This window comes from Okeania sp. SIO3B5, from assembly GCF_010692555.1.
In the GTDB taxonomy this organism is placed as follows: domain Bacteria; phylum Cyanobacteriota; class Cyanobacteriia; order Cyanobacteriales; family Microcoleaceae; genus Okeania.
Window position 1 is genome coordinate 1 of record NZ_JAAHHG010000583.1, and the last position, 2664, is coordinate 2664.

3 protein-coding genes are annotated in these 2664 nt (G+C 33.3%); all 3 read left to right on the forward strand.

Annotation, left to right across the window (positions count from 1 at the left end; translation table 11 throughout):
- The first annotated feature begins 36 nt into the window (after positions 1 to 36).
- The 3 genes from F6K54_RS38660 (at position 37) to F6K54_RS38670 (ending at position 2330) form a co-directional block, all read left to right on the forward strand.
- The gene (locus F6K54_RS38660) at positions 37 to 1446 is read left to right on the forward strand and encodes an ArsA family ATPase (RefSeq protein WP_293089438.1); all 1410 of its coding nucleotides are present in this window, start codon (positions 37 to 39) and stop codon (positions 1444 to 1446) included.
- Between the two features lie 92 nt (positions 1447 to 1538).
- Positions 1539 to 1961, forward strand: coding sequence for a hypothetical protein (locus F6K54_RS38665; protein WP_293089440.1), 423 nt, complete (start codon positions 1539 to 1541; stop codon positions 1959 to 1961).
- Between the two features lie 156 nt (positions 1962 to 2117).
- Positions 2118 to 2330, forward strand: a complete 213-nt coding sequence (locus tag F6K54_RS38670; RefSeq protein WP_293089442.1) for a hypothetical protein — start codon at positions 2118 to 2120, stop codon at positions 2328 to 2330.
- Positions 2331 to 2664 lie beyond the last annotated feature (334 nt).

Below are 2664 nucleotides of genomic sequence, written 5' to 3' on the forward strand. Positions count from 1 at the left end.
CACAACCAACGCTGAAACCTCAATTTATTCCGACTAATGGATTTTTTGGATACCTTACTCAAGTCCCTAGAACTTTTTCAACAGAAATATCGCTTTATTAAAGAAAGTTTCGCCGGTAAGTACACACCAGATCGAACCGACGAAACATTACAAAACCTTAAGGACGAATTAGCAGCAGGTCGTCATTTATTACAAGAGTCACCTAAGACCGCTTGTTTAGTTATGGCACTACCCGAACCTATGAGTTTTCAGGAGACCAGGAGATTTTTAGATTCTTTGGAAAATTTGAAAATTCCTTACGGTGGTATTTTTGTGAATCAAATTATTATAGATCAAGATAGTAATGGCGATCGCTACCTGGAACAAGGAAAGTTAGTTAGTCAGTTTATGGAACTGGCAGGAGAAAAATTGGTATATTTGATACCCCAACAAAAATCTGAACCTTTAGGTATAACTGCCCTAGAAAATCTAATCGGCCAAATTTCTCCAGCAGAAAGTTTAACACCCTCAACTTATGAGACAATAGATATCAAATGGCCGGAAACAATCCCTCCTGGTTTTACCGACTTTATCCAAGAGGGTAGACGTTTATTAATTATTGGTGGAAAGGGAGGCGTAGGAAAAACTACTATAGCTGCTGCTATTGGTTGGGAAATGGCAAAACGGCATCCTGACTGTCAAATTCGGACCGTTTCTATCGATCCTGCCCATTCTTTGGGAGATGCTTTTGGTTTAACTCTAAGCCATGAACCATCTATAATTAATCCTAACCTCAAAGGACAAGAAATAGAATCAGATCGAGTTATTGACAAATTTCGAGAAGATTATTTATGGGAATTAGCAGAAATGATGAGTGGGGAAAAACCCGATAATTCAGCATCTTTTGAAATGGCATTTGCTCCCAAAGGATGGCGTCAAATTGTCGAACAAGCTTTACCTGGTATTGATGAAATATTATCCTTATTAACAGTAATTGAATTATTGGAGTCAGACAAAGAAGATTTAATTATTTTAGATACTGCTCCCACTGGTCATTTATTACGTTTTTTGGAAATGCCTAGTGCCATGCAAGACTGGTTAAGTTGGATTTTTAAACTATGGATAAAATATCAAGATATTATTGGTAGAACTGAATTTATGGGGCGTTTAAGAACTTTACGGAAACGGGTGGTTAATGCCCAAAAAATTCTGAAAGATTCACAAAAAACAGAATTTATTGGAGTCATGCGTCCCCAGACTGGAGTTATTGCCGAAGCGGAACGTCTTTATAAATCTCTTGTAGAAAAGGAGATAGCACAAAATTATGTAGTTTTAAATTGTTTTACCTCTAAGAGCGTTGTTCCTAGGGATAAATTTCCGGGAGTAAAAATTGTTTGTATGCCAATGTTACCTCGTTCAATTGAACCTATCGAACAAATTAAAGGAGCAGCTAATTATTTATTTTAATTTAGCTGTCAGCTGTCAGCTATTAGCTATCAGCTCAGAAAAATCTGCTAAATACTATTAGCCAAGAAAGAATTGGTTTAAGATATAGACTGATGATGAATCTTAGACTAGGAAATGTTTTTCCAACAGTTCCCTATTCCCTGTTCCCTACTATAACTAATTCATTAACTATGCACCGTTCAGCCAAACGTGGAAAAATTCCACAAAAAATTAGTAGTATGCCTCGCCAACGTTCGGAAGCAACTACATATTTAACAGTATATAAAAATGTTGTGGAAAAAGAACGTTTACAAAAAGAACTGGAAAATTTAGAAAGGCGATGTAATCAAATAAAAGAACGTCTTGCTGTTCTGGATGAAGAAACAAATAAAGAGCTAAAAAGTCAATCTCAGCAACCCATTAAATCTAATAAACCCACCATGAATAAATTAACAAGTAAGAAACTAGATAAATCTCAAACTAGGACACCAGAACCACCAAAATCAAAATTCAAAACAATTACTTTAGGCTATTAAAATAATTAATAATTAATAATTAATAATTAATAATTAATAATTAATAATGACCTATCCTGAAAAAATTTTGACTTTTGACTCAATAATGACCTATCCTGACAAAATCTTACTTTTGACTTTTGACTTTTGACTTTTAACTTTTAACTTTTAACTTCCGTGAGGCGATATAATCAAATAAAAGAACGTCTTGCTGTTCTAGATGAAGAAACAAATAAAGAGCTAAAAACTCAATCTCAGCAACCCATTAAATCTCATAAACCCAGCATGAATAAATTAACAAGTAAGAAACTAGATAAATCTCAAACTAGGACACCAGAACCACCAAAATCAAAATTCAAAACAATTACTTTAGACTATGAAAATAATTAATAATTAATAATTAATAATTAATAATTAATAATGACCTATTCTGACAAAATTTTGACTTTTGACTTAATAATGACCTATCCTGACAAAATCTTAACTTTTGACTTTTGACTTAATAATGACCTATCCTGACAAAATCTAACTTTTGACTTTTGACTTTTGACTTTTAACTTTTAACTTCCGTGAGGCGATATAATCAAATAAAAGAACGTCTTGCTGTTCTAGATGAAGAAACAAATAAAGAGCTAAAAACTCAATCTCAGCAACCCATTAAATCTCATAAACCCACCATGAATAAATTAACAAGTAAGAAACTAGATAAATCTCAAACTAGGAC